Origin of the sequence: Corynebacterium sp. LaCa54 (assembly GCF_046717495.1) — a bacterium.
GTDB lineage: Bacteria > Actinomycetota > Actinomycetes > Mycobacteriales > Mycobacteriaceae > Corynebacterium > Corynebacterium kefirresidentii.
The window spans coordinates 1,890,659-1,909,067 of the sequence record NZ_CP177115.1 but is presented as its reverse complement, the minus strand read 5'-3'; the positions used below and the strand labels follow the sequence as shown (position 1 = coordinate 1,909,067).

Annotated in this window: 15 protein-coding genes; 13 read left to right on the top strand and 2 right to left on the bottom strand. The window is 56.9% G+C overall.

Translation table 11 applies throughout. The annotated features are described in order from the left end of the window. Positions 1–58: 58 nt before the first annotated feature. The 6 genes from ACLI1M_RS09255 to ACLI1M_RS09230 all read left to right on the top strand — a co-directional run bounded on the left by ACLI1M_RS09255 (position 59) and on the right by ACLI1M_RS09230 (position 7,145). On the top strand, positions 59–2,779 hold the full coding sequence (locus tag ACLI1M_RS09255) for a valine--tRNA ligase (RefSeq protein ID WP_316327903.1): 2,721 nt from the start codon (positions 59–61) through the stop codon (positions 2,777–2,779). Continuing rightward, positions 2,779–4,314: a bifunctional tetrahydrofolate synthase/dihydrofolate synthase gene (folC, locus tag ACLI1M_RS09250; RefSeq protein WP_239205001.1), complete on the top strand. Its 1,536-nt coding sequence runs from the start codon at positions 2,779–2,781 to the stop codon at positions 4,312–4,314. Before ACLI1M_RS09255 ends, folC begins: the two co-directional genes overlap by 1 nt. Further along, positions 4,311–4,823 (top strand): DUF4233 domain-containing protein, encoded by a 513-nt coding sequence (locus ACLI1M_RS09245; protein WP_023020930.1) that lies wholly within the window; start codon positions 4,311–4,313, stop codon positions 4,821–4,823. The genes folC and ACLI1M_RS09245 overlap by 4 nt, the downstream gene beginning before the upstream one ends. A gap of 55 nt (positions 4,824–4,878) precedes the next feature. After that, positions 4,879–5,190 carry a hypothetical protein gene (locus ACLI1M_RS09240; RefSeq protein WP_023020931.1) on the top strand — a complete coding sequence of 104 codons (312 nt, stop codon included), beginning with the start codon at positions 4,879–4,881 and terminating at the stop codon, positions 5,188–5,190. Between the two features lie 78 nt (positions 5,191–5,268). Continuing rightward, positions 5,269–5,679, top strand: coding sequence for a nucleoside-diphosphate kinase (gene ndk, locus ACLI1M_RS09235; protein WP_005324068.1), 411 nt, complete (start codon positions 5,269–5,271; stop codon positions 5,677–5,679). A 161-nt stretch (positions 5,680–5,840) separates the two neighbouring features. Further along, a complete protein-coding gene (locus ACLI1M_RS09230; RefSeq protein WP_200288734.1) occupies positions 5,841–7,145 on the top strand; it encodes an exonuclease domain-containing protein in 1,305 nt (434 codons plus the stop codon). Positions 7,146–7,158: 13 nt separating this feature from the next. Here the strand turns inward: ACLI1M_RS09230 and ACLI1M_RS09225 are convergent, their stop codons facing one another. Then, positions 7,159–7,509: an ArsR/SmtB family transcription factor gene (locus ACLI1M_RS09225; RefSeq protein WP_023020933.1), complete on the bottom strand. Its 351-nt coding sequence runs from the start codon at positions 7,507–7,509 to the stop codon at positions 7,159–7,161. 109 nt (positions 7,510–7,618) lie between these two features. Between ACLI1M_RS09225 and arsB the strand changes: the two genes are divergently transcribed. Next, positions 7,619–8,683, top strand: a complete 1,065-nt coding sequence (arsB, locus tag ACLI1M_RS09220) for an ACR3 family arsenite efflux transporter (protein WP_408918522.1) — start codon at positions 7,619–7,621, stop codon at positions 8,681–8,683. On the opposite strand, the gene ACLI1M_RS09215 is transcribed toward arsB, so the two are convergent. Beyond that, complete coding sequence (locus ACLI1M_RS09215) at positions 8,680–9,447, bottom strand: hypothetical protein (protein ID WP_408918521.1); 768 nt, start codon at positions 9,445–9,447, stop codon at positions 8,680–8,682. The two genes, arsB and ACLI1M_RS09215, sit on opposite strands and share 4 nt — an antisense overlap. A gap of 202 nt (positions 9,448–9,649) precedes the next feature. Between ACLI1M_RS09215 and ACLI1M_RS09210 the strand changes: the two genes are divergently transcribed. The 6 genes from ACLI1M_RS09210 to ACLI1M_RS09185 all read left to right on the top strand — a co-directional run bounded on the left by ACLI1M_RS09210 (position 9,650) and on the right by ACLI1M_RS09185 (position 16,946). Further along, positions 9,650–13,486, top strand: a complete 3,837-nt coding sequence (locus tag ACLI1M_RS09210) for a translation initiation factor IF-2 N-terminal domain-containing protein (RefSeq protein ID WP_411706534.1) — start codon at positions 9,650–9,652, stop codon at positions 13,484–13,486. Between the two features lie 226 nt (positions 13,487–13,712). Further along, positions 13,713–14,018, top strand: coding sequence for a 50S ribosomal protein L21 (rplU, locus tag ACLI1M_RS09205; RefSeq protein WP_005324077.1), 306 nt, complete (start codon positions 13,713–13,715; stop codon positions 14,016–14,018). A gap of 42 nt (positions 14,019–14,060) precedes the next feature. Then, positions 14,061–14,339 carry a 50S ribosomal protein L27 gene (gene rpmA / locus ACLI1M_RS09200; protein ID WP_005324079.1) on the top strand — a complete coding sequence of 93 codons (279 nt, stop codon included), beginning with the start codon at positions 14,061–14,063 and terminating at the stop codon, positions 14,337–14,339. A gap of 775 nt (positions 14,340–15,114) precedes the next feature. Continuing rightward, the gene (locus ACLI1M_RS09195; RefSeq protein WP_234288187.1) at positions 15,115–15,174 is read left to right on the top strand and encodes a hypothetical protein; all 60 of its coding nucleotides are present in this window, start codon (positions 15,115–15,117) and stop codon (positions 15,172–15,174) included. Positions 15,175–16,595: 1,421 nt separating this feature from the next. Further along, positions 16,596–16,775 carry a hypothetical protein gene (locus tag ACLI1M_RS09190; protein WP_023020937.1) on the top strand — a complete coding sequence of 60 codons (180 nt, stop codon included), beginning with the start codon at positions 16,596–16,598 and terminating at the stop codon, positions 16,773–16,775. Between the two features lie 36 nt (positions 16,776–16,811). Then, complete coding sequence (locus tag ACLI1M_RS09185; protein ID WP_023020938.1) at positions 16,812–16,946, top strand: hypothetical protein; 135 nt, start codon at positions 16,812–16,814, stop codon at positions 16,944–16,946. Positions 16,947–18,409: the final 1,463 nt, after the last annotated feature.

Here is an 18,409-nt window from a genome sequence, read left to right as displayed (position 1 = left end):
TACTCGGTGTGCACCCTGCCTAGATGAGCCGGTTGACGTGCAAGGTAGAATCGGCCAGGTGACTGAGCAAAATAATGAGCAATTAGTTGGTACCAACCGCGCTGATGCGCTGCCTAAGTCTTGGGAGCCGCAGGCCGTAGAAAAGGACCTCTATGAGGGCTGGGTAGAAAAGGGCTACTTCACCCCGGATGCCCATTCGGAGGCCGAGCCTTATTCCATCGTGCTGCCGCCGCCGAATGTGACCGGTCAGCTGCATATGGGCCACGCTTTGGACCACACGCTGATTGATTCCATTATCCGCCGCAAGCGTATGCAAGGCTACGCCACGCTGTGGTTGCCAGGAGCCGACCACGCTGGCATTGCTACCCAGACCAAGGTCGAAGCCAAACTCAAGGAAACCGAGGGCAAAAAGCGCTGGGACTACGAGCGCGAAGAGTTCATTGACAAGGTCTGGGAGTGGAAAGAACAGTACGGTGGCACCATCCAGAACCAGATGCGTGCCATTGGTGACTCCGTAGATTGGTCTCGCGAGCGTTTCACCTTGGACGATGGCCTCTCGCGCGCCGTGCAGACCATTTTTAAGAACCTTTATGATGAGGGCATGATTTACCAGGCTAACCGTCTGGTCAACTGGTCGCCGGTGCTGGAGACCGCCGTCTCTGATATCGAGGTTGTCTACAAGGACGTCGAGGGCGAGCTGGTTTCCATTCGCTATGGCTCGCTTAATGATGATGAACCGCACCTCATCGTGGCCACCACCCGTGTAGAGACCATGCTGGGTGACGTTGCCATTGCCGTTCACCCAGACGATGAGCGCTATGCTGATCTTGTGGGCAAGGAGCTGCCGCACCCATTCCGCGATGACCTCAAGCTCAAGATCATCGCTGACGATTACGTCGATATGGAGTTTGGTACCGGCGCGGTGAAAATCACCCCGGCACACGATCCGAATGACTACGCGATGGGCACCCGCCACAACTTGGACATGCCTACCGTCATGGATACCACTGGCCACATTGCCAATACTGGCACCCGCTTCGACGGCCTGACCCGCGAAGAAGCCCGTGTGGAAATCCGCGAGGCGCTGCGTGAGCAGGGCCGTATTGTCAAGGAAATCCGTCCTTATGTTCACTCCGTGGGACACTCCGAGCGCTCTGGGGAACCCATCGAGCCGCGCCTGTCCCTGCAGTGGTTCGTAGACGTATCAAAGATGGCCAAGGACTCTGGTGCTGCTGTGCGCGAGGGAGATACCACCTTACATCCGCAGTCGCTGGAGCCGCGCTACTTTGAGTGGGTCGATGATATGCACGATTGGTGCATCTCTCGGCAGCTGTGGTGGGGTCACCGCATTCCTATTTGGTACGGGCCGGAAGGCGAAGATGGCCAGCGAGACATCGTCTGCGTCGGCCCCGATGAAGAGCCCCCAGCAGGCTACGAGCAGGATCCTGATGTGCTGGATACGTGGTTCTCCTCCGCGCTGTGGCCATTTTCCACCCTCGGCTGGCCGGACAAGACCCCGGATCTGGAGAAGTTCTATCCTACCAACGTGCTGGTCACCGCCTATGACATTTTGTTCTTCTGGGTAGCCCGCATGATGATGTTCGGTACTTTCGCTGGCGCTCATACCCCAGAGCTTTTGGGGGAGGGCACCGATGGTCGACCGCAGGTTCCATTTAAGGATCTTTACCTGCACGGCTTGGTTCGCGATGAGCAGGGCCGCAAGATGTCTAAGTCTTTGGGCAACGGCATTGACCCGATGGATTGGGTGCGTGACTACGGCGCAGACGCCCTGCGCTTTACCCTTGCTCGCGGTGCCAACCCGGGTGTGGACCTGCCTTTGGGCTCTGATGCTGCAGCGGCCGCCCGTAACTTCGCCACCAAGCTTTTCAACGCCACCAAGTTTGCCCTCATGAATGGCGCCGGCGTAGCAACGTTGCCCAACCGCGACGAGCTTAGCGACGCCGACCGGTGGATCCTCGACCGCGCCGAAGAGGTCCGCGCCAAGGTGGATGCATACCTGGATGATTACCAGTTCGCTAAAGCAAACGAGCTGCTCTACCACTTCACTTGGGACGAGCTGTGTGACTGGTACCTGGAGATTGCAAAGACCCAGATCCCGCGGGATGGTGTCAGTGAACAGGGCCGCAATACCCAGATTGTCCTGGGACGCGTCCTAGACGTTGTCCTGCGCCTGCTGCACCCAACCATGCCTTTCGTGACCGAGGTGCTTTGGAAGGCTTTGACCGGCGGCGAGTCTATCGTCGTGGCACCGTGGCCCACCGTTGCCGATACCAATGGTGGCGCTACCAAGGATGAGGTGGCCGCCCGTCGCATTGCAGACGCGGATAAGCTCATTACCGAGCTGCGCCGCTTCCGCTCTGACCAGGGGGTCAAGCCTTCTCAGAAGGTCCCGGGCCGCCTCGACTTTGCCGCTGCTGACTTGTCGAACCAGGAAGAGCTGGTGCGCAACCTGGCTAATACCACCGCTCCGGCCGAAGACTTCGATCCTTCCGCCTCCATTGAGGTACGCCTTTCCCAGGCCACCGTGGAGGTCACCCTAGATACCCACGGCGCTGTAGACGTGGAGGCTGAGCGCAAGCGCTTAGAGAAGGACTTGGCCAAAGCCAATAAGGAATTGGAGCAAACCGGCAAGAAGCTTGGCAATGAGAACTTCCTGTCCAAGGCGCCGGAAGAAGTGGTTAATAAAATTAAGCAGCGCCAGCAGATCGCTCGCGAAGAGGTTGAACGCATTACCAGCCGTTTGGAAGGCCTGAAGTAGTGGCGGAAAAGGACAAGGGCACAGAGGATTTTGAGATCGTCGATGCCCTCAAAGAAGGAACCGACGGCGGTCCGGTGGAAATCACCGAGTCCGGCCTGACGCTCAATCTGGGCATGGGCGGCGAGGATGAGTACAACGAGGCCGCCCCACAGGAGGTTTCCGCCGCGGAGCTACGCGCCCTCGCGGAGGTTGAAGAAGAACTCAATGAGCGGTGGCCCGAAACCAAGATTGAGCCTTCCCTCGATCGCATCGAGCTGCTTATGGATCTGCTCGGTCACCCGGAGCGTTCTTTTGATGTCATCCACATCGCTGGCACCAATGGTAAGTCCTCTACCGCACGCATGGTTGATTCGCTCCTGCGTGCCTTCCACCGCCGAGTGGGCTTGGTAACTAGCCCACACCTGCAGCGCGTTACTGAGCGCATCGGCATCGATGGCCAGCCCATTCACCCGCGCGATTATGTGCGTATTTGGCACGAGATCAAGCCGTTTGTGGAAATGGTCGATGCCCAATCGGACGTGCCTATGTCTAAGTTCGAGGTCCTTGTCGGCCTGTCCTATGCTGCGTTTGCCGACGCCCCCGTAGATGTCGCTGTCGTCGAAGTCGGACTCGGCGGACGTTGGGACGCCACCAATGTGGTCACTGCAGACGTCTCCGTCATCACCCCAGTGGGCATGGACCATACGGATTATTTGGGCGATACGATCACCGAAATCGCAGGTGAAAAAGCTGGCATTATTAAGCCGCGCGAGGATGCCGATGATCCGTTGACCCCGAATGAAAATATTGTGGTTATCGCGGAACAGGACCCAGAAGCCATGCGCGTCATCTTGCAGCAGGCCGTCGATGTCGAGGCGGGCGTGGCCCGCTCCGGTTCCGAATTTGCGGCCCTCGAATCCCGCATTGCCGTTGGCGGCCAGCAGGTGAATATCCAAGGCCTCGGCGGCCTGTATGAGGACATTTTCCTTCCCCTCCATGGCGAGCACCAAGCCAAGAACGCTGCCGTGGCCCTTGCAGCGGTGGAGGCCTTCTTTGGGGCTTCGGCCGGCCACCCATTGGACGTTGCTACCGTGCGCAATGGCTTCGCCCAGGCGATTTCGCCCGGCCGCCTCGAGCGCGTACGTACCTCCCCCACGACGTTTATTGATGCCGCGCATAACCCCCACGGTGCCAAGGCTTTAGGCGCAGCGTTGGACCGCGATTTCGACTTCGCCCGCCTCATCGGTGTGTTGTCCATCTTTGCGGATAAGGACGCAACTGGCATTCTCACCGCGTTGGAGCCGTATCTGACCGAGGTAGTCATTACCCAAAACTCCTCGCCGCGGGCTCTCGACGCTTATGAATTGGCCGAGACTGCTCGCGATATTTACGGCGAGGAACGCGTCCACGTTGCCGAGGATCTTCCCGGCGCTTATGCCCAAGCCGTTGAACTTGCTGAAGACGCGGAGGTGCAATCCGGCTCTGGCATTATCATCACCGGCTCGGTCGTCACTGCCGGTGACGCCCGCGCGATGTTTGGAAAGGAACCTGCATGAGCCGCGACAATCACCACCCAGGCGGAGAGCGCCAACCCCGCCCGCCCCGCAGCAGCCGTGCCCGCGGCCGCGAGGAACATATCCCTGAAAGCGAGATCGGACCCCTAGGCATGGGCCAAGCCCCAGTCAAGGACCCACTTAAAAGCTTCAACGGGATGGTCATTGCCAGCTCCCTGACCATGGAGGCGCTCGCCCTATCCTTCGCACTGCCGATGCTGTACAAGCTGTATGACGGCACCCTGTGGACGCCTTTTAACTATTGCTTTGTCCTTGCCGCCATTGTCTTTCACCTAGTGATGATCGCGTTCATGAATAAGAAGTGGGCGCTAACCGTCATCGTGTGGGTGCAGCTGCTGTGCGTCATCTTGGGCTTTATGGTCCACTGGGCCGTAGCCGCCATCTTCATCATCTTCGGCTTGGAGTGGCTCCTGGCCGTTTACCTGCGCAGTAACCTCATCGCCCGCATGAAGCGTGGCTACCTCACCACGCAGCACCTCAACGAGAAATAGCACGGTAGCCTTGACGGCCTTCGGCGAGTGGCCAAGACGCGATAGACTGGCGGCCATGCGCACTCTCTATCTCGTCCTTGCCGCACTCGCTTGTGTTGCCGCAGTGGTAGCCCGTGCCGCTACGGGAACGCCGTGGCTACCGCTAGTCGCCCTCATTATTGGCGGCGTTTTTCTGGTTTTGGCCCTGCGGAGCAACTTCGAACCGGCCAAAGAAGCCACCTTCGAGGATTTGGATAAGGAACAGCGAGCGGAGCTGCAACGCCTGTTGGCTAATGGACAGTTTGGCGCCGCAGTAGGCCAGGTACGCCTGTGGTTCAGGGGGACTTCGCAGGGGCGCGCCGAAGAGATAGTTAAACAACTCGCATAGCCCTGGACCCCACACTTTTACCCCAAAGGAATACCCCAGCGCGCGACGCAGTCGGGTGGTTTCGGTACAGTGTGGGGCATGACTGAACGTACACTGATTCTCATCAAGCCGGACGGCGTAAAGAACGGCCACGTAGGCGAAATCATCTCCCGAATCGAGCGCAAGGGCCTGAAGCTGGCCGAACTCGATCTGCGCGTTGCTGACCGCGAGACCGCGGAGAAGCACTACGAGGAGCACAAGGATAAGCCATTCTTCGGTGACCTCGTCGAGTTCATCACCTCCGCACCGCTTATCGCTGGTGTTGTCGAGGGCGAGCGTGCCATCGAGGCATGGCGTCAGCTGGCCGGTGGCACCGACCCAGTTTCCAAGGCCACCCCGGGCACCATCCGCGGCGACTTCGCTCTGACCGTTGGCGAGAACATCGTGCACGGCTCTGACTCCCCAGAGTCCGCAGAGCGCGAAATCGCTATCTGGTTCCCGAACCTTTAAAGCCTTTATAGCGTTTCGTACGCACTTAAGCCCGAGCCACCGGCTCGGGCTTTATTCATAGCGTCACCTGGTCCCTCGTTATATGGGCAGCGAGCAGGAGCACAACACGCCTACACTGGTGCGGCTAAGAACTATTTTCAACAAGACGTAGGGAGGCGCATATGCGCGGCTACGCGGTCGTAGACATTGAGACCACCGGATTTTCCTATAAGCACGGGCACCGCATCGTTGAAATTGGCGTCGTGGAGCTATCGCCGGAAGGAGCAGTGCAGGATTCCTGGGAAACGCTCATTAACCCGCAACGCCATATCGCGGCCACGGAAATTCATGGCATTTCCGCCTCTGATGTTCTAGGCGCGCCCACCTTTGCGCAAGTAGCGGACAAGCTGGCTAATTCTCTCGAAGACCGCATATTCGTTGCTCACAATGCGGGATTCGATCGGACCTTTATTCAGTCCGAGCTGCTGGCTTGTCGCGCCTGTTCTGAAGAGGCGTTGCCGGCGATCGATACGGCCGTATTGGCACGCAGGTATCTTGGTCTTCCCAAGGTGAAGCTGGGGGATTGCTGCGCCCATCTGGGAATTCATAATGAGTTGGCACACTCCGCATTGGCGGATGCGATGGCCACGGCGCAACTATTCCAGCATTTCCTGGCCAATACCCCGGCAGCCCAAGAGAACTATATGAGTGAGCGATTGGCTGAGCAACAGCTGTATCGCAGCCTGGCACCCCACCCGGGTTGGGTGGAGCCGGCACTTCTCAGCCGCGCAGCTGCGGAATCCGCCAAGCAAGCGGCACAGTACGGCGGCTGGTTCGCCGGGCTCGTCGCACAACGTGAGACGCCATCGAATACGGCTGCGGAAGACTATTTCAAGCTTCTCGATGCCGCCTTGCTCGACCGCCGCCTCTCCGCCACCGAGCAAACCCAATTGCTGGCCTTTGCTCAAGCACATGGGCTCGATGAAGATGGTCTGCGCGAGCTGCATGAAGCCTATATCACGCTGCTGATTGAAGAAGCCTGGGCTGATGGTGTTGTCACGGCTGAGGAACGCGACATCCTGGCTTCTGTCGGCCGCGCCTTGGGGATCCCGGCTTCTGATATCGAGGCTGCCGTAGACCCCGACACCGCTCCACAGGCAGAAGGTCGGCATGGTGCCCCTAGTGAAGAGGCGCCGCAAGGTTCTGAAAAGGCCGGCAGTATTGGCGGACTCGCCAGCATGGGCGGCATTGTGGTGAGCGCTGGCGAGCGAGTAACCATTACCGGAGCTAAGGCCTACTCGACTGCGGAATGGGAAGAGTATTTTGCCGCGCACGGCGTGGAGATTGGCGGCCTAGCCAAAAAGACCAAGGTGCTCATCGCCGGTGACCCGGACTCGCAATCGGGCAAAGCCAAGAAAGCGAAGCAGTATGGCATTCCCATCGTTGCGGAAGACGTCGCCCGTGAGGTCATTCACTTCGCAGACTAGGACTGGAGCTCTCCTAATCGAAGGAGAGTAATTGGCGCAGCGTGCTGAAGGCTTCCTTTTGCACTCGATGGGTAACGGTACGGCCCGATTGCTGCTTGATTAAAAGGCCGGATTCCCTCAACTTGCCGAGGTGATGAGATACCGTCGGTTGGCTAAGCCCGGAGAGCTCGGTCAACTGCGTAACACTCATCGGGCCGCAGCCCTCATCACACAATATGGACAGCAGGCGAAGCCGGGCTGGGTCAGCAAGTACTTTAAATTGCTGGGAAAAGCGCAAGGAATCGCTCTGGCTGAGCGGGCCACTGCTCAGGGAGCAGCACTGCCCGTCGGGGGTGTTATCAGCATTGCTAGGGGAGGAGTCCATGCACACAGTATAAGGAGGCTGCTTCCTACTCCGTTATATTGACGAGTATCAATATGGGTGATTAAAGTACTGCCTTGAAATGTGAATTCCTCGTCGCGCAAGGAGAGCTATGGCCATTCCGCAAAGCCCAAAATTGTCATTTCTCGATAGATTCCTGCCCGTCTGGATCATCATGGCCATGGCTGTGGGGCTATTGATCGGCCACTTCCTGCCAGGTATTGGAGAAGCACTATCTGCCCTAGAGGTAGGCGGTATTTCTCTTCCGATTGCACTGGGTCTGCTAGTCATGATGTATCCGCCTCTGGCTAAGGTCCGCTACGAAAAGACCCGAGACATTGCTGCCGACGGCCGATTGATGGTGGTATCGATTGTGTTGAACTGGCTGGTGGGACCTGCATTGATGTTCACCCTGGCGTGGATATTTCTTGCCGACCAGCCCGAGCTGCGAACCGGCCTGATTATCGTTGGGTTAGCCCGCTGTATCGCAATGGTCCTGGTGTGGTCCGATCTCTCCTGCGCCGACCGCGAGGCCACCGCTGTTCTCGTGGCTATTAATTCCGTTTTCCAAGTAGCTATGTTTGGCGTTATGGGCTGGTTTTACCTGCAGGTTCTTCCTGGTTGGCTAGGCCTGGATACCACCTCTGCTGATTTTTCTTTCTGGTCCATCGTCACGGCGGTTCTCGTATTTTTGGGAGTGCCACTGCTGCTTGGTGTCCTCTCACGGGTCTGGGGTGAGAAAGCCAAAGGCCGCGAATGGTTTGAAAACCGCTTCCTTCCGGCAGTATCTCCCTTGGCGATGATCGGCTTGCTATATACCATTGTGTTGCTATTCTCCCTCCAAGGAGAACAGTTGGTAGCGCAGCCCACGGCGGTGATCAAGGTTGCGATTCCGTTGGTCATTTACTTTGTTGGAATGTTTTTCCTAGCTTTGGGTGTGGCAAAGGTCGTGGGAATGAACTACGCGCAATCCGCTTCCGTAGCGTTTACCGCAGCAGGCAATAATTTCGAATTAGCCATCGCGGTTTCCATTGGCACTTTTGGCGCTGCTTCCGCGCAGGCTCTAGCCGGCACCATCGGACCTCTCATTGAGATTCCGGTGCTCGTCGGGCTCGTGTACGTGATGCTCTGGATAGGGCCGAAGCTATTTCCAGGAGATACAAGCTTGCCGCGTTAACGCTTGCCCAATTGGTAGAGGCAACGAACCCCGGTCGGCGTGACGGTGTTTTTCCAGTCCCTTGGTGCAGAGCGCAAGGCGATGCGGTCAAGTTTTACTAGGCCCGCCTGTGCCAATTCATCAAGATGCTCACACACTAGGTCGAGATCGACCTGCATGAATTTGGACAGAGCCCTAGCGGAGACTGTATTTCCTTGCACCGCGCCGGCGGCTATGAGGGCGGTGAGGGTGTCCACGTGGGCGTCGGCAAGCTCTAGGCGAGCCTCGGTTACTCCTTCAAGCGGATCCTTTTCCAGGATCTTGTTAATGCGCCGCCGGCCAATCCGAAAGGATTGAGAAAACATTGCCCACAGCCCCAAAGGCAAGCCGCACGCCCACCACGCCCCTGACAGGACACCGGCAATGGGCGGGGCAAGTTCTACCTCCGGCACCAGCCCGGCTGCACTCAGTGGCGCCATGGCCAGCGGCGCGGCGATGGGGATAAGCGGGGCGATATAGGCAATGGTGGGATAGTCGCCCTCGCGATACTCCTCCCGCGCGGCGTTGATGCCGCGTGGGTAGTTGCGGATGAGGTGCACTAACCCCAGCACCGCAAAGATGGCAAAAATACCGGCTCCTACCAGCATATAATCCACACCGGTGTTGGCGAATCCAATGGCAAAGCCGGCCGGTACGCCGAAGTAAAGCGCCGAGCGTACAGGGATTTCATTGCGCTGCCGATACTGCGCCAGCTCGCGGGCGGGGATTCGTGCTAGTTCTGCCACCCTGTCAACATAACACCGCCTGCCAGCCTGGCTGCGTTTCTGTGACACAATGGTAATGAGCGCGTACGAGACGCGTAATAACTTAATACCCACAAACTTTTACAGCGCGCTAAATGCCTCGCGCGGCGGCGGTACAGTCCATGGCTGTGCCTGCGCCCGAGATAGCGCCTGAAACAGACGATGTACAGGAGTAAGCCCGAACATGGTGGCACAGAACTCTCAAGAAACAACTGAAAACCTCAAGGCGGCGGCGTCTTTGGCCCAGAACTTGGATCGCGGCCAGTTAAAAGACAAGGTCCGCGTTTATGCCCTTGCCAAACAGCTGGGGCTTGCCTCGCGCGATCTGGTGGCGCAGCTGAAAGAGATGGGGCTAAAAAAGAGCGCGCAAAGCTCCCTCACCCGTGAGGAAGCAGGCCAGGTGCTCGATGCTGTGGCTAAAGCCGCGGCGCTTGGCGATGCCCCCTCTGGCAATACCAGCGAAGCCTCCACCGCCGCACCGGACGCGGAGTCCGAAGACAAGGCTGCTGTACAGCCGGAAGATAATTCAGGCGAGGAGCCCGAGAAGAAGCCGACGAAGAAGCGCGCTAAGCGCGCACGCAAGGCCACTCGCAAATCCGCAGCCCCAGTGTCCGAAGAGTCGGCCGAGACCGACGCAGCGGGGGAGCAGCCCACAGAAAACGAAGAACGCTTGCGCCACCGCGTGCGCAAGAACGTGGATAATGAGATCTCCCAAATCGAAGACAAGGTAGAAGAGTCACTCGCCAAGGCCGCAGCCGATACCGACTCAGCTGCCGAAGACGCCGCAGCGGCGGAATCCGCGGATGAGGTGGAAGAAGCGCCGGCGAGTGCACTCGATAACGGCACAGTTGATGCGGCGAAGCTGCACGAAGCGCTTGCGGAGGCCGGCGAGGATTTCGAGGATGACTACTACGCCCCGCACATTGTCCCGCGCGCTGAATCTGAGGAAGAATCCGGGCACTATGACTTTGCGCCGATCTTTATGGCCCCACAGCAAGATGATGCAGCGGCCTTCGCACTAGTTGCAGACGCTGCGGAGGAAGATTTCTTCGGCGATGACTCCGAAAGCGACGATGTTGCCGAGGAAGTGAGTGAGCAGCCGGGCTCCGGCCGTGGTTCTGGTAAATCCGAGGCTCGTCGTCGAGGTCGCCGCGGCGCCTCCCGCGGACGCGGCGCTAGCTCGAACCGTGAGGATCAGGCTACCGAGCCCGAATACATTGACGAGCCGAAGGCCATCCGTGGCTCCACGCGCATCGAGGCCCAAAAGCGCCGCCGCGCGGAACTGCGCGCAAAGGGCCGCACCCGCCAGCACATTGTTTCCCAGGCAGAGTTTCTTGCCCGCCGCGAAGCCGTGGAGCGCACCATGGTGGTGCGCGATAAGGAGCGCGAGGATGGTGCCGGAATCATCACGCAGGTGGGCGTGCTAGAAGATGACCTGCTGGTCGAGCACTTCGTTACCACCGAGTCCCAGGCTTCGCTGATTGGCAATATTTACCTAGGACGCGTCCAAAACGTCCTGCCGTCGATGGAGGCGGCCTTCGTAGATATCGGACAGGGCCGAAATGGCGTGCTCTACGCCGGTGAAATCGATTGGCGCAAGACCAAGCTGCATGGGCGCGCCCGCAAGGTAGAAAACGCCCTGAAGTCCGGCGATCAGGTATTGGTTCAGGTGGCCAAGGATCCAATTGGTCATAAGGGCGCGCGTCTGACCACCCAGATTTCCCTTGCCGGCCGCTACCTGGTCTATGTGCCAGGCGGCCGCAGCGCGGGCATTTCCCGCAAGTTGCCCGCCCCGGAGCGCAAGCGCTTGAAGGATATCCTGGGCCGCGTGGTGCCGGGCGATGGGGGAGCGATTATCCGCACCGCTGCCGAAAATGTCTCGGAAGAGGCGATCGCTACCGACGTCAATCGCCTGCACAGCCGGTGGGAGGACATCATCGCCCACGCCAAGAAGGAAAAGTCTTCCAAGGGCGCTAAGCCGGTGACCATGTACGAAGAGCCGAACATGCTCATCAAAGTGGTGCGCGATCTCTTCAACGAGGACTTCACCGAGCTCGTCGTCGATGGCAAGCGTTCGTTCAATACCGTCCGCGCCTACGTCGATTCCATGGCGCCTGACCTTGCGGATCGCGTGGTGCGCTTCCGCGCTAAGGACCACGGCGGGCAGGATGCCTTTGAGGTCCACCGCATTGACGAGCAGCTGCATAAGGCCCTCTCGCGCAAGGTATGGCTGCCATCCGGCGGCACGCTGGTGATTGACCGCACCGAAGCCATGACCGTCATCGACGTAAATACCGGCAAGTTCACCGGTTCTGGCGGCAACCTAGAAGAAACGGTAACCCGCAATAACCTCGAAGCGGCCGAAGAAATCGTGCGCCAGATGCGCCTGCGTGATTTGGGCGGCATGATTGTGGTGGACTTTATTGATATGGTCTTGCCAGAAAACCAGGACTTGGTCCTGCGCCGCTTGAAGGAGGCCTTGGGCCGCGACCGCACCCGCCACCAGGTTTCTGAGGTTACCTCTCTGGGCTTGGTGCAAATGACCCGTAAGCGCCTTGGCACCGGGCTGGTGGAGACCTTCTCTACCGAGTGCGAGTGCTGCCATGGCCGCGGGATCATCATTCACCAGTACCCAGTGGACGAGGCTGAGGACGATTCGCGCGCGAAGCACTCTGGGCGCAAGTCCAAGTCGCACAAAAAGCAGACTCATGATCCGCAGCAGCACCCGGCTGCGGTGGCGATGCATAAGCACGAGCTTGATGACGCCCCTGAAAGCGATTCCAAGCCCAAGCGCTTTAAGAAAACGCAGGCGCCGGTCTACGGCACCGAGAGCGAAGACGCCGCACGGGAATCCGCAAAGACGTCGCTGGAGGATCTCGTAGCTAACGTCGTTGTGGATGAGCGCGGTGCGGACGAGCCGCACGCTGATCAGAACACGCACAGCGGAGACCGAGACAGCGCTAAGGAGCGCGGACGCGGCCGTGGCCGCCGTCGGGCTCGCAAGCACACCCAGACTGAAGTATCCGATATCGAGGCCATCGCATACGCTGCGGCGGATAATGCTGCGGAAAGCGACGAGGTACAGGAATTTAATTCCTACGTCCCCGATGCGGATACGGACGCGGACTCGGGTGCCATCGCTAAGGCCCACCCAGATGCTGGGGCGGGCTCCAAACGTGGCAAGAAGCCGCGCCGGGCGACGCGCCGCGCTAAGGCCACACGCGCTGGCGCAGGCAGCGAGCAGAAAGCCCCGGAGTCTGCAGCAGGCAAGACCTATGAGGAAGCCGTAGCTGAGTTTGAAGCTTCCCCGCGCCGCAAGCGCCGCACACGCGGCAATTCGCGTTCTGATAGGCGTCCACAGCCGCAGGAATTCGCAGTTGCCGGTGAACAGGAGTCTGCCGTACCCAAGGCCGATCACGCGGTACCCGCATCCGATGGCGGTAACGCAAGCGAGGCCGCAGCACAACAGGGGCAGAAGGACTCGCGCGGGGAGCGAAAGGGCCGCCGGCGTGGTCGCCGTCGCACGGTGCGCACTCAACAAGCCCAAAGCCGTGTTTCCTCGCGCCTGCCACACGAGGTAAAGGAGAAGACGCAGGAGCACGAGCAGGCGGGCGGCTCGGCCGAGCAGCGACATGAAAAGGCCGTAGGCACTACGCGCGCTGGGCGCCCCGGCGGCAAGGGGCGGGGGCGTCGCCGTGCCGTGCGTCAGGCTGCCCCTAAGAAAGCCGTAGCAGAGAACCCGAAGGCAACGAAGGCCGAGTCGGGCCGTTCGACGCGACAGGAAGGCTCGCCGGAGCGCACCGGTTCTGGGAACCGGGCGGGCTCGAGCGATTCCAAGGTCTTGCGCCGTGGCAAGAAGAGGGCGGTGCGCAAAAAGGGGACGTCGGCAAGAGCGAGGGCCCCAAAGGCACAGGATAACGGTGCCCAGAAGCAGTCTGCGGCGAGCGGAGTCCACCCAGAAAAAGCCTCAGCTAAATCTGGGCGCGGGCGGCGCCGCGTAGCACGGCGAAGCAAGTCTTAGGGCTACGCCACGCGGGCACGAAAAGCGTGGTTTGTATTTTGTGCCCGCTACAGGGTAGTCTTTGACAGTCGCTGTTTAGTACTCACAGCGCTGGATCAGTCCGACACTCACTCAGTGAGTTGTACGGGCATGTTCGCGCGAGAACTAAACGCAATATGTAAGTGTCCATTCGGAACGCGGCCTCCCCGGTTGCTTCCGAGCGAGTTTAGATAAGGGGTAACCCTCTATGTACGCGATCGTCAAGACCGGCGGCAAGCAGTACAAGGTTGCTGAAGGTGACCTCGTCAAGGTCGAGAAGATCGAGGGTGAGCCAGGCTCTGCCGTAGCTCTCACCCCGGTTCTGCTCGTCGATGGCGCCGATGTTAAGTCCAAGGCTTCCGACTTGGAGAAGGTTTCTGTTTCCGCAGAAATCGTTGAGCAGGGTAAGGGCCCGAAGGTCGATATCCTGAAGTACAAGAACAAGACTGGTTACAAGAAGCGTCAGGGCCACCGTCAGCCTGTGACCACCTTGAAGATCACCGGTATCAAGTAAGCCTTAACCGGCTGTAATTATCCCTGAAGGAGGGAAAACCACATGGCACACAAGAAGGGTGCTTCCAGCTCCAGCAACGGTCGCGATTCCGAGTCTAAGCGTCTCGGCGTCAAGCGCTTCGGTGGTCAGCAGGTTAATGCCGGCGAGATCATCGTGCGTCAGCGCGGTACCAAGTTCCACCCAGGTGAGAACGTAGGCCGCGGCGGCGACGATACCCTGTTCGCGCTTGCAGCTGGCTCCGTTGAGTTCGGTATCAAGCGTGGCCGTCGTATGGTCAACATCGTCCCGGCTGAAGAGGTTGCTGCAGAAGCGACTGCTTAACTTCAGTCCGATTAGGCTAATCCTCGAGTCCGTCCCACAGCAGTGTGAAGGGCTTGGGGATTTTCTGTTGTAAAAGGGCTCTCGGATTCTGCTTCTCGGGGAACACCTGTTGTCGGTGGGGTTATTGTGTGGAGTCGAATTGGGTCCAGTTTCTCCTATTATGTCGCCGTTTGCAGCGTTGATCAGGTTGGTGGTTCATTCTGAGTGGCTGCTGGTGTGGATGGTTTAGCAAAGTCTGTTGCTTATCGGCCTGCTGGTGAGTTGGACTTGCCGCGCAATCATCGCAGGCGTACTAGCTGTGTGACAGTCAGGCGATAGCCTGATTGCGGCTTGAAGGTGTGGAACCGATGCATTTTGTGCGCCCGCTTTCCATAAGCTCTAGTCCGGTTTATCGGACTGGTAATGAGCTTGGGTTGTGGAAGCGCAATGCGCATGCTCGCGAAGATGTGTAACTACGCGCCGGTGTGGTTATATGCAACTGTGTGAATGTGTAGGTCTCAAAGATGTAGCTTTAGCTTGTGGAATTCATCCGCGTGATGTTGCTGATATGGACCAGGCGTTATTAAAATTTCCACTGGGCATGTGCTTTTGTCCCGGCTGGCCCGGATTTGGCGCTGTATAACAAGCTTATGTAGGTAATCCCGTATGTCGTTGGCCGCCAAGCAGCCCCAGGCCTGGCTATTCCACAAGAGCGAATTGATAGGCATATTTCTTCGCGTTATCTATCGGTAGAAAGCGTGAGCTCATCTTTGATCTTGACCGGCAGGGTAAAAGCGTGTGTGAGACAGCTCGGCGTTTTCAGCACTCTGCTAGCACTATCAGCAAGAAGCTTTAGCGTAACCGGGACGAGTTTGGGGTGTATCTTCCCACATATGCGCACCGTAAATCGGCGTCGAGTACGTTTACGCCGGAAGCGCAGGATTGATGCCAATCCACGTTTGCGTGAGACGGTCTGGGCGATGGTGAAAGATAGGTACTCGCCGCAGCAGATGTGCGGGTGGTTGCGTAGTTGCTATCCCGGTGATGAGGCTACGTACGTGTGTCCTGAAAGGAGCTATCAACCTTTGTTTTTCCCAGGCTAAATACGAGTCGAAAAAGAAGTCGCTGCTGCACTACGTCGAGATCACGCGCAACGTCGACCTCGTGGCACGCGAAGCGCGCCCGCAAGCGGTATGTCGATCCTACGGTCATGATTTCCGACTGGGCGGTACCAGGTCTTTGTGTAGCTGATCTCATCCTAGGTGTTGATAACCAGTCTGCAAATGGGCGCTCAAGTAGAGCGAACCATACGCTATGTAGTGCCTCCGAAGTAAACAAAGGGTTTACTAAAACAATTGCTATCTTGAGTTCAGAAGATTATTGCACCACCTTGTTGTAGGACAGCGTTGTTGTAGCTGGGGTAGCTCGTTCCCTTTGACGTCTGAGTCAGATGGTAGCGGTCTGAAGGAGGTTAGCAAGAGAGACTTGCGGTATATGTGGCCGCTAGATCTCGTAACATACTCTTATATTTCTGTGTAGGCTGTTGGCATATAAGTAGGATCTTAACGGGGAGCGATGCTCATGACGTGCAGTGCATGGTAGGTATGGAGCAGCTGCCGTGTAGGTGGCGCCAATGCAGACTTGGTGAAGGATGTGGTCTACACCTGACGGGTTGTAGGCCAGCAGATGGAATCAAATAAAAATATCCCTACGTATAGTGTGTCGCAAGGGAAACCCTTGTTGTCTTAAGGGATCTCCACTGATTTCTGTAGAGAGCGGTCGCTCAGTTGGGGATTTGCGGCACGTCAGAAAGGATAAAAAGCTGATTTGCCAACGTGTAAAAGGCCCGCAGGAACATAATCGGAAGAGAAGCTATTAAGAAGAGCCAACTGTTCAGTGGAATAAAGCGTACAGATTAACCCCCTATAAGGGGGGGATTGGGGGTGCTTGGGCGCTAGGTAAAAATAAAGACTTTTAAATTAGAACGCGGATAGTTAACCTACGCGTTTATCTCTTTTAACCTATCCTTCAATTTAATTGAAAGGCGGGCTACATAATCGCTGTTGAATTCCCAAAAGATGAGTATAGGCTTAACTGAGGCTGGGTTAGCATTATGATTTCCTAGTTGAAAGGGGGTGCAATTAGTTTGTGGAGCAGAATTTCTGTTGCGGAATTGTCACCTTATGGCAGAATACCTTTAGTGGGACGTGAGAGCGGTCCTGCAATCGAACCCTATCTGGGCTGAAAGTTCTCCAGAGGATACCGAGGAGTATGAGTATGAACTTTGACCTGTCGACCATCCAGGATTACCTATCCACCATCCAGCTTCACTTGGACAACTTCGTCAACACCCAAGAAGGTTGGTACAAGATTCTGTCCGGCGTGACCGAGATCTTCTCTGGCAAGAATCTTGAAAATGCTGTTGATGTGATCAACCCGCTGTCCGAGTCCGAATAAAATAATTCAAGTATCCTAATTCCTGAAGGAGTCAAAATGTCCGAGCTATCCAGCGTTGTGTCCGAGCTATCCAGCGTTTCCAATACAGTCGTAGAGGTTGTTAAGGCTATTGTTGAGCCGTTTGTAAATATTGCTGACGGCGCTTCCCAGCTCATTGGTATGTTCGTTTAAGAACCTGCCAAAGTAGACCGCAGGTGTCAAAAGGATACTTGGTCTACTGCGTATTTACCCCATTTGCCTGACTAGCAATGTTGCTTAGGGCAAGTGGGGTAAATTTTTCGGTACTGAAGTGGCCCGAGTTTTGTTCCTGGCTTTTGCCTTGGGGTTTTATTATTTCCTGTGGTGGGTTCTGGTTTGGATAATTCGGTTTCCGTCTCGGCTGGGTCTGGGTGTCTTAAATTTTTCGTGGAGCTTGGTTTTGTTCCATCACGACACCATTTGGGTTTTGGAGGTTCCGCATCGGCAGCATTATCACATACTGTGAGTATGGATGAGTTCATGGTTGTAGGAACCATTAAAATTTTTCGGCTAGAGCATTGTCGTAAGAGTTCCCGACAGTTCCGGTGGAAGGAGTGATTCCTTGCCGGGGAAGCTGTTTGTTGTAGACAACGTAGTCTTACAGCAAGCCGGGGTAGGAATGGTGCACCGAACCTGTTTTTCTTTGGCGGATAAGATCACTGGGTTGAAAGCATGCAGCGGCAATGCTTCGGTGCGCATGGATTTTGATTACGACGATCCGGCAATGTGTTGAGTAAACGTATAAGTGACAATCGCGGTGTACACAAAGCCTTTCTTTGTGCGCGCGGTTGTTATGTCGGTCATCCACAGTTTGTAGGGGCATTGGGGTTTAAACTCATGGTTGGCTAGGTTTGGCGCAAATTTGGCGCGTTGGGCTTGCGCGTTGTTATAGGTGAGCGTCCTTTGCCTTGCCAGAATTGTCGGCCAAGCGCATCAGCCGGGAGGTTTGTTCACGCTCGAGTATGCCCCGCTGGTCTAAAGCTCGGCGGAAACACCGATTTCCTTAGCCACATAAGATACCGGGCGCTCTTACTCGAATACTAGGTTCGTGGCTTTGCGCCGATATTCCGGCGTGTACTTCTTGCGCTGTTAGCTCACAATGATCATTTTCTCCTACGGGCACAAAATCCGTACGAATAGGGTCCACTAAACGAGTGGTAATCTCATAGGGATATCAATGTGGCTGGGCTGTAGTTACTGTCCGCTGTCTTTGTACGGCTCGTTGCGGTAATTGTCGGTTTCGGCGGCAGTTTTAGTCTCTGGTCATTGCGGTTTGTAACGTGCGTCGAACTAGGTTATTGGCAGCCGTGGTGGTCGTTTCTAGGCTGTCAATGTGTTTCGCAATTTTAGGGTGGGCAAGAAGCTTCTTATCAATTGCATGAGTCGTGGTCTTATAAGCTTAGATCTGGTCGTGTCGCAGTAGTCATTCTGGTCTAACTCTTCATGCAGGTTGGGAATCTGCCTACAAACCATCAGACACTCTCTATTGTCCACATGTCTCTTTGCTCAAAAGAATTTGCAGCCTTTTGCAAAATATCTTGTTGTTCGTGCAACTCTATGATTTTCTACCTGGCGGATTCGCTCGAAATTGGCCCTCACCCATAGGCAATATCGCG

What these genes read in the sequence shown, in the direction of transcription:
- rplU (WP_005324077.1), top strand. Translation starts at nt 13,713, where the DNA reads ATGTACGCGATCGTCAAGACCGGCGGCAAGCAGTACAAGGTTGCTGAA.
- ACLI1M_RS09190 (WP_023020937.1), top strand. Translation starts at nt 16,596, where the DNA reads ATGAACTTTGACCTGTCGACCATCCAGGATTACCTATCCACCATCCAG.
- ACLI1M_RS09245 (WP_023020930.1), top strand. Translation starts at nt 4,311, where the DNA reads ATGAGCCGCGACAATCACCACCCAGGCGGAGAGCGCCAACCCCGCCCG.
- ACLI1M_RS09185 (WP_023020938.1), top strand. Translation starts at nt 16,812, where the DNA reads ATGTCCGAGCTATCCAGCGTTGTGTCCGAGCTATCCAGCGTTTCCAAT.
- arsB (WP_408918522.1), top strand. Translation starts at nt 7,619, where the DNA reads ATGGCCATTCCGCAAAGCCCAAAATTGTCATTTCTCGATAGATTCCTG.
- ACLI1M_RS09225 (WP_023020933.1), bottom strand. Translation starts at nt 7,509, where the DNA reads ATGGACTCCTCCCCTAGCAATGCTGATAACACCCCCGACGGGCAGTGC.
- rpmA (WP_005324079.1), top strand. Translation starts at nt 14,061, where the DNA reads ATGGCACACAAGAAGGGTGCTTCCAGCTCCAGCAACGGTCGCGATTCC.
- ACLI1M_RS09210 (WP_411706534.1), top strand. Translation starts at nt 9,650, where the DNA reads ATGGTGGCACAGAACTCTCAAGAAACAACTGAAAACCTCAAGGCGGCG.
- ndk (WP_005324068.1), top strand. Translation starts at nt 5,269, where the DNA reads ATGACTGAACGTACACTGATTCTCATCAAGCCGGACGGCGTAAAGAAC.
- ACLI1M_RS09240 (WP_023020931.1), top strand. Translation starts at nt 4,879, where the DNA reads ATGCGCACTCTCTATCTCGTCCTTGCCGCACTCGCTTGTGTTGCCGCA.
- ACLI1M_RS09230 (WP_200288734.1), top strand. Translation starts at nt 5,841, where the DNA reads ATGCGCGGCTACGCGGTCGTAGACATTGAGACCACCGGATTTTCCTAT.